At 57.6% G+C, this 7555-nt stretch carries 5 protein-coding genes and 3 pseudogenes; 2 read left to right on the top strand and 6 right to left on the bottom strand.

Features of this window, described 5'->3' with window-relative positions:
* Nucleotides 1-231 precede the first annotated feature (231 nt).
* Both istB and istA read right to left on the bottom strand, forming a co-directional pair.
* On the bottom strand, nucleotides 232-1059 hold the full coding sequence (gene istB, locus B8784_RS14900) for an IS21-like element helper ATPase IstB (protein ID WP_084398227.1): 828 nt from the start codon (nucleotides 1057-1059) through the stop codon (nucleotides 232-234).
* Nucleotides 1056-2558, bottom strand: coding sequence for an IS21 family transposase (istA, locus tag B8784_RS14895; RefSeq protein WP_084398226.1), 1503 nt, complete (start codon nucleotides 2556-2558; stop codon nucleotides 1056-1058). The genes istB and istA overlap by 4 nt, the downstream gene beginning before the upstream one ends.
* Nucleotides 2559-2679: 121 nt before the next feature.
* Between istA and B8784_RS22285 the strand changes: the two are divergent.
* Nucleotides 2680-3095: pseudogene (locus B8784_RS22285) on the top strand (IS66 family transposase); the annotation flags it as partial.
* A 51-nt stretch (nucleotides 3096-3146) separates the two neighbouring features.
* Here the strand turns inward: B8784_RS22285 and B8784_RS22210 are convergent.
* The 4 genes and pseudogenes from B8784_RS22210 to B8784_RS14870 all read right to left on the bottom strand — a co-directional run.
* Nucleotides 3147-3294: pseudogene (locus B8784_RS22210) on the bottom strand (integrase catalytic domain-containing protein); the annotation flags it as partial.
* A gap of 877 nt (nucleotides 3295-4171) precedes the next feature.
* Entirely contained in the window at nucleotides 4172-4561 is a 390-nt protein-coding gene (locus tag B8784_RS14880) for a hypothetical protein (protein WP_084398720.1), read from the bottom strand.
* 1 nt (nucleotide 4562) lies between these two features.
* Nucleotides 4563-5867: a recombinase family protein gene (locus tag B8784_RS14875; RefSeq protein ID WP_233356168.1), complete on the bottom strand. Its 1305-nt coding sequence runs from the start codon at nucleotides 5865-5867 to the stop codon at nucleotides 4563-4565.
* Nucleotides 5867-6319, bottom strand: coding sequence for a DUF2924 domain-containing protein (locus B8784_RS14870; protein WP_084398719.1), 453 nt, complete (start codon nucleotides 6317-6319; stop codon nucleotides 5867-5869). The genes B8784_RS14875 and B8784_RS14870 overlap by 1 nt, the downstream gene beginning before the upstream one ends.
* A gap of 428 nt (nucleotides 6320-6747) precedes the next feature.
* On the opposite strand from B8784_RS14870, the pseudogene B8784_RS21990 reads away from it, so the two are divergent.
* A pseudogene (locus B8784_RS21990) lies at nucleotides 6748-7555 on the top strand (IS3 family transposase); the annotation flags it as partial.

The following is a 7555-nucleotide window of genomic DNA, read 5'->3' as shown; positions in this document are numbered from 1 at the left end:
TGTCAATCTCGGATTAAAAACGTACCAGTCTGGCGCCGTAAAAACGTACCACTGAGTGGCGAGTTGGGCTGGCCGGTGCAGCGACAATCAGCTTGAGAATGAGCGTTATTTGGTGAGGCGTGGCCGCGGGCGCGGCGCTGCGGAATGACGCAAAAGGCGCGCTGACCGTCTTCGAGTCAGGGCGCGCCTTTTGTCCATTCCGCATTGTTTTCGGCGTTTCGCCGCCGCTGATTATCCGTTCGCTTCGGCGCCAGCGTTTGCTTCCGGCCCCTGTTTGTTCTTCTTGGCCTGCGTGAGCCGGTAGCTTTCACCATTCATTTCCAAAATATGAACGTGGTGGGTGAGCCGGTCGAGGAGCGCCCCGGTGAGACGCTCCGAACCGAAGGTTTGCGTCCATTCATCGAACGGCAAATTGCTGGTGACGATGGTGGCGCCGCGCTCATAGCGTTGGGAGAACACTTCGAAGAGAAGCTCGGCGCCCGTTTTCGACAATGGCACAAAACCCAGTTCGTCGATGATCAAAAGTTTCAGATTGCCGAGCTGGCGCTGCAGCCGCAGGAGCCGTTTCTCGTCGCGCGCTTCCATCAGTTCATGAACGAGGGCGGCGGCCGTCATGAACCCGACCGCCAGTCCCTTCTGGCAGGCGGCAAGCCCAAGGCCGAGCGCGATATGGGTTTTGCCCGTGCCGCTGGGCCCGAGCGCAATGACGTTCTCGCGCCGATCAATATATTCGCAGCGGGCGAGATCGCGCACGAGCGGCTTGTTCAGCGTCGGCATCGCCTTGAAGTCGAACGTATCGAGGCTTTTGACCGACGGGAACTTCGCCGCCCGGATGCGCCGGTCAACAAGACGCCGCTCCCGGTCGATCATCTCCAGTTCTGTCAGCCGCAGGAGATATTTGACATGATCGTCGCCGGCTTTAGCGGCTAATCCGGCCTGCTTTTCATATTCGCGCTTGAAGCTCGGCAGGCGCAGCGTCTTCAGATAATGATCGAGCAGGAGGTGCGGCGGCTTCGTTTCCGGGGCCGGCGCAGCGTCAACGACAGGCGCTTCACTCATGCTACGGACCTTTCCCTGATCAGCGCCAGATAAGAGCGCGCTTTCGTGGTCGCCACATCCGCCTTCGGCAGATTGGGATAGCGCTCAAGATTAAGCCGGGCCGGACGCTTTTCGACCGCACACAGCGTCAATTGCTTGACCGCGTCATAGGAGATCGTTTGCAGGCGCATCGCGTCGCGAACCGCCCGCTCGACATGTTTCATCGGGAAGGTCTCAAGAAGACGCAGCACCTGGATATATTCCCGCTTGCCGTGCTTGCCCATCCGCCCCTCGGCGCGCCGGCGGAACTCGCCAAAACAGTCCAGCAGATTCCAGCCTTTGAGCGGCGCCGCCTGATCGAGCGCCCCGGGCTTCTTTTCAAGCAGCGCCAGATAATGCAGCGGATAAAAAACAATGTCGTCGCGTTCATAAGAGCGCTCATGCCGGGCGATCTCTTCCGCGCCGCAGGAGATCACCACCTTGTCGACGAAGCCCTTGATCAGCACCTGGCGATGCGCATAGGCGCTCGGCACCGAGTAATCCGACAGCCGGTAGCGCACGAGCGCCTGGCTCGTCGCCTGACCGGAGCGGCGGTCGCACGCCTCATAGGTTCCCCCGGGCAGGTCCCGGAAGGCGCACCTGTCCGCCTCAAAGCGTTCGCCCACGGTTCCGTCCTTGCCCCGCATTTGCCGGTCGCGGCGCTTACGGCAATCCCTCACGAGTTTGGCGTTCAGCTTTTCGAACGATGTCGCCCGCGGGATCGGCACAAGGAAGTTCCGGCGGGCGAAGCCGACGAGATTCTCCACCTTGCCCTTGTCATTGCCGCAGGCCGGGCGGCCGAAACGGTCCTTGAACAGATAATGCGATACCAGCCCGGAGAACATTTGCGTGCGTTGGCGTTTGCCGTCGCCCAGTATCCGCGCGACGATCCGCTTGGAGTTGTCGTAAAGAATCGTCTGCGGCACGCCGTCAAAATACTTGAAGGCGCGAACATGACCCTCGCACCAGGCTTCCGCCGTCTCCTGCGGGAACACCTGAACGAAGGCGTCATCGCTATAGGGAAGGCTCATCACGAACACCGCCGCGGTCTGCTGGACGCCGCCGATCACGACTTGCGCTTCGCCAAAATCCACCTGCGCGTGGCCAGGAGCATGCGCCAAGGGCACAAAGGCCTCCTTCAGCACAAGCCGGCGATCGCCCACATAATCGCGCACCGTCGTATAGCCGCCGTCAAAGCCGTACTCGTCCTTTAACCGGTCGAATATCCGCTGGATTGTGTGCCGCTGCTTTTTCGGAACTTCCAGATCCTGCTGCAGGATCGCGTCAATCACACCCGTATAGGGATCGAGCTTCGGGCGCTTCACCGGCTTTGAGCGCCGGTAACCCGGCGGAACTGAATGCGATAACGCTTTGTTAACCGTGTCTCGGTGAACCCCGAACTTCCGCGACGCCGCGCGACGCGACATGCCGTCAATAATAACCGCTACTCTTATCTGCTCATATAAATGCACGCCATACATCCCCGGGGCTCGCTTTTCGCAAAACCCAGGGGCATATCCCCGGAAACGAAAATAAATGGCCCACTTTTACACCGCCAAAATCAGGCGGCCACGTGGCACACTTTCTCACCGATATTCACAGCGAGGAATGACGCCACAAACTCGGATCGCCGCGCGACAACGGCACTCCTCCCCGATCATAGCCGCCTTGAAGCCCTGGTTTGAAAAGCAATTGTCAAGGGTCTCCTCCGGCTCTAAGCTGGCCGAAGACATTCTCTAAGGTCTTGCCCATTGGGAAGGGCTCACCCGCTTCCTGGCGATGGCCGGCTCGAGTTCGATACCAACCCGGTCGAAAACGCCATCCGGCCGATATGCCTAATCAGAAAAAATGCCCTGTTTTCTGGACACGAGATCGCGGCCGAAAACTGAGCGCTGCTCTCATCCGTCGTGGCCACCTGCAAGCTCAACGACGTTAATCCCATTGCCTACCGCGCAGATACCTTCGACGCCATCATCAACGGCCATCCGCAGAGCCAGATCGAGGAACTCATGCCCTGACGATTCCGGAAAATGTCATGCCTAAATCCGTAGGCGATCGGCGAGGCGCTTACTGTCTGTCGGTTTTCCGGGCCGTGAGGCGTCCAGCGTCACATTGTTTGGATGTGCCTATAGGTCGAAGTTCACGGGAGATGAACTCAGAGCCTTGGTCGACCCGGATCGTCTTCGGATAGTCAATCTTGCCGCACACAAGGTCGAGTTCATCTGACTTTAATCCGGTCTTTACAACGAACACCCACGCGGATTCTTTCGGAACTGTCGTCCAAAAATCGATGCCAGCTTTCCAGGCAACCTCAAACTGCTCCGGCCCGAGCGAGGAGTACGCAAGCACGTCCCGCTTTCTTGACTAAAAACCGATCGGCGCACCAGCACTTTTCATCGTCGAGACGCTTTTGGCGCCGAGAGGTGACCAGACGTCGGGTGTCACCTTTCCCCTGCAATACACCTTTTTAAGTCCTCAAAGCTTGTGGCCAGCCTCGATTCCATTGGGCACCCCCGTCAAGCGTCCTGCATCAGGTCAATTCATCAGTAATGGTGATACGCGATGAAGCCGCAGCCGGCCAGTAGAAGTTCTTTCCATTTCCAAATGAAGTGCCTCGCCCCTTGTTCCCGGCTAACGCCGGGTGACTTGGACGACACCTGCCGGACCTTGAAACCGTCCTTCCGAAGAATTTTTCCCGCCTCTGCGCGGCTCCTCCTGGATCATGTGTGGACACCCTGCGACCTCCGTATCAAATGGCTTCCATTCCAGCCAACAACCGAAAATGTTAATGTCATCATAGTGCTATCGCGTAGCAATAGTGCCCACCTTCATCCCGCACGGCCCGCCAGCACTCTTCGGAAACCCTTCTCCGCAGAGTAATTTTCGGCCCGAAAGCCGCCGCCAAAAGGGGGCTAGACGACCAACCTCGGCACTTGGCTCGTGGACGAATAAGCCGAAACCGTTCTCTTATTGCTTGTATTCTCCAAAGCTAAGCACTCACAGGTCATCAGTATCGAGCTGCTGAGTCCTGAGAGTGCTGCAGGTTCGGTGGTTCTTTGGCGTTCGAATTTCGAATCGTACGCGACTAAAATTACTAGTGGCTGCCGGTATCAAAACCGAAATGAGCCAATTGCGCATTCCAGTCGGAGGGAAATGGTGCCAGCAACTGATCGAGCTCCAATAGCCGAGGCTGATTTCCGTTTAGAATGGCTTCGACAATTCGCGGAGAGAGGAGAGCAAGACGACTGACGCGACTGATGTAGGAGGCGCTCATATTCTCTGCGCGTGAAATTTCAGCGATAGTCTGGAACTGTCCCGCATCCAGCATGCGACGCCAGCGAAATCCCCGCGCCAAGGCTTTTATCAGGAGCTCATTCCGATTATCCGGCCGACTGGTTTCCAGTTTCCGATCTGGCGTGATCACGAGCTTTCGTCCGCCACGGATGGCAAACGTGTAAGGAATGGAGACGACGTTCGCTTTCATCTTAATCGAACGCTGCCGAGTCATCCCAGAGACAGTCTTTCATATCAGTACGAAATTTCACATCTATGGAATTGGCAGTGACATTCACGCGCTCGATCAGCAGAGCAACGAGGCGAGCCTGTTCAGCGGGAAATAGCGAATTCCAGACTGTATCAAAGTCCTTCCGGAGCAAATGCCAGATTTCATCCTCCCCGATGTCCGAATCTTCTTTTTGCACTTCCCGAAATGTGCCGATGATGAGGTCAGAACTCTGCATCATCAGCCTCACCTGGTTTAGAACTACGATCTCAACGTCGGCAGCTGGAATTCGCCCGGGCACACATGCTCCGGCCCCATGCTTCAGAACGGTCTGGCTCGTATAGTAGCGGTAGAGCTTTTGGTTTGATCGGGTGTGATGAGGCGACATCGCTGCGCCATCAGGGCCAAAAATTATGCCCTTGAGCAGCGCCGGCGTCTTTGCCCGCGTTCGGCCGGCACGTTTCCGGGGGTGTTCTTTCAGGATCGATTGCGCCTGGTCCCAGACACGTCGAGAGATGATCTCTTTATGCTGGCCTTCATAATCTTCGCCCTTGAACGACACGAGTCCCAGATAGACCTTGTTCGTCAGGATCCTGTAGATCGCTGACTTGTCGAACGGCCAGAGATTTCGGTTCACGATCCCCTCTGCCTTAAGCTCCTTTGCTAGCACGGTCGCTGACCCGCAGTTCACAAAACCGTGGAAGATCTTGCGAACAATGCGGGCCTCGTCCTCGACAATGGTCAGCTTCTTCTGGATAGGCTTGTAGCCAAACGGTGGCGTGCCGCCGGTCCAAAGACCTCGTTTCTTGGCGGCAGCGACCTTGTCCTTCACGCGGTCGCTTGTTTGTTCGCGTTCGTACTGGGCGAAGGACTGCAGCATGTTGACGAAGAACCGCCCCATTGCGGTCGATGTGTTGAAGTGCTCGGTCACGCTGACGAAATTCACGTCATACTCCTCGAAAAACTCAAGAAGGTTGTAGAACTTCGCCATGGATCGGCAGAGTCGATCAGCCTTGTAGACTATGACCAAGTCGACCTTCCCTGCCCTTATGTCTCCCATCAGCCGCCGCAACGCCGGCCGTTCCAGCGTGCCGCCGGAGTACCCGCCGTCGTCATAGCGATCGTCCAGCAGGATCCAGCCATTGCCAGTTTGGCTGGCGACATACTGCTCTGAACTTTCCCGCTGGGCATCCAGCGAGTTGAAATCCTGCTCCAGACCATACTCGGTCGATTTGCGCGTATAGATTGCGCAGCGCTTGACTGATGTGGTGTGAGACATATCAGGCATCAGCCACCTCCTTGTCGCTTGAGTCCAAAGAAGACCCAGCCATTCCAGCGCGTGCCGGTAATGGCGCGAGCGACCGCGGAGAGCGATTTGTACGGACGACCGCCCCATTCGTAGCCGTTCGGTGTAACCGTCACGACATGGTCTTCGCCTTGCCATTCTCGAATGAGCTGGGTGCCCGTAGCCGGACGATTGTCGACGCGCGCATGTCGAATGAGTGGATCACCGCCGTCGACCCGCTCGCCGAGGTCCTTCAAGCGTCTCCTTGTGCCCTTCGACAACCCGCCAAAGGCCAGCTCCTGGATCCGATACGCCAGGCGGGCCTCCAGTGTTTTCCGGTTGAAAGCCGGAGGGTCGGTATCGAACAGCCGTCGCCACTCTGATTTGAGGTCAGCAATGTCCATTGCCTGCAACGAGGCGATTTTTTGAATGATCGTCATGTCGTGGCCAGCCATCACTGCCCTGCCCCCTTCTCTGGTTTGAGGTCAGGTCCGCTCTGGTCCGCTGGAAAGTCCAGTCCGGTCTGAGACCTGGGATGGTTTGTCGCTTGGTGGGGCCGGAGAATGCCAGTGGCCAGAAGCTTGCATGCTTCAGCAATTCGTTCGGCTGGGCTCATGAGTTCGGGAGAGAGTTTGTTAGTCATGATGACTTAGCATCCATGACCTAACTCCGGCGAAAAGGTTTCGTAGACCCAATAACAGTGAGGGTTAAAACCTTGAGCAAAAACAAGACTAAGCAAACTTTCGATAAAGCGTGTGAGCTTGATGAAGCAGCGAAAATTCTAGCCGAAGCGACCCCTACATATTCTCTGGGAGCCCATTGACCCAGCCCCGTAAATTCCGGCCATGAATTTGCAGAGTCCTCGACACGAAGAGGATGACAAATGCGCAAATCACGATTTTCCGAAGAACAGATCATTGGGATGATCCGGGAGCACGAGGCTGGCGTGAAGACAGCCGATATCTGCCGCAAGTACGGCATCTCGGATGCGACCTTCTACAAGTACAAGGCGAAGTTCGGCGGCATGACGGTGTCGGACGCCCGGCGGCTGAAGACGCTGGAGGAGGAGAACTCGAAGCTGAAGCGCCTCCTGGCCGATGCAATGCTGGACAATGCCGCCCTGAAGGACCTGGCGACAAAAAACTTCTGACGCCCGACGCCAAACGGAAGGCCGTGCACCACGTGATGGAAGTGCATGGCCTGTCGGAGCGTCGGGCCTGCCGGCTGGCCGATCTCGATCGGTCCACCTTCCAGTATGAAAAACGCGATGGCGGTGACGAGAAGTTGCGCCAGAGGCTACGGGAGCTGGCCGGTGAACGCCGCCGGTTCGGCTATCGCAGGCTCGGCATCCTGCTGGACCGCGAGGGCCTCAGCGCCAATCACAAGAAGATCTACCGGATCTATGCCGAGGAGGGACTGGCCGTGAAACGACGACGTGGGCGAAAGCGGGCGACAGGCACACGTTCACCCATGCTCCTGCCGGAACAGGCGAATGAGCGATGGAGCCTGGACTTCGTATCGGACGCTCTCAGCGATGGCCGCCGGTTCCGCACGCTCTGCGTGGTCGACGACTTCACCCGGGAAGCCCTGGCCGTGGTCGTCGATGTCTCCCTGTCCGGCGTGCGGGTCGCCAGGGAACTGTCCAGGCTCATCACCCGGCGGGGTGCTCCGAAGATGATCGTCTCCGACAA

The organism is Henriciella aquimarina (assembly GCF_002088975.1).
Taxonomy (GTDB): Bacteria; Pseudomonadota; Alphaproteobacteria; order Caulobacterales; family Hyphomonadaceae; genus Henriciella; species Henriciella aquimarina.
The sequence above is the reverse complement of the archived record's forward strand: the minus strand, read 5'-3'. Positions and strand labels throughout refer to the sequence as shown.

Coding starts and splice junctions, on each gene's coding strand:
- istB (WP_084398227.1), bottom strand. CDS start 1,059: ATGAGTGAAGCGCCTGTCGTTGACGCTGCGCCGGCCCCGGAAACGAAG.
- istA (WP_084398226.1), bottom strand. CDS start 2,558: ATGTATGGCGTGCATTTATATGAGCAGATAAGAGTAGCGGTTATTATT.
- B8784_RS14880 (WP_084398720.1), bottom strand. CDS start 4,561: ATGAAAGCGAACGTCGTCTCCATTCCTTACACGTTTGCCATCCGTGGC.
- B8784_RS14875 (WP_233356168.1), bottom strand. CDS start 5,867: ATGCCTGATATGTCTCACACCACATCAGTCAAGCGCTGCGCAATCTAT.
- B8784_RS14870 (WP_084398719.1), bottom strand. CDS start 6,319: ATGGCTGGCCACGACATGACGATCATTCAAAAAATCGCCTCGTTGCAG.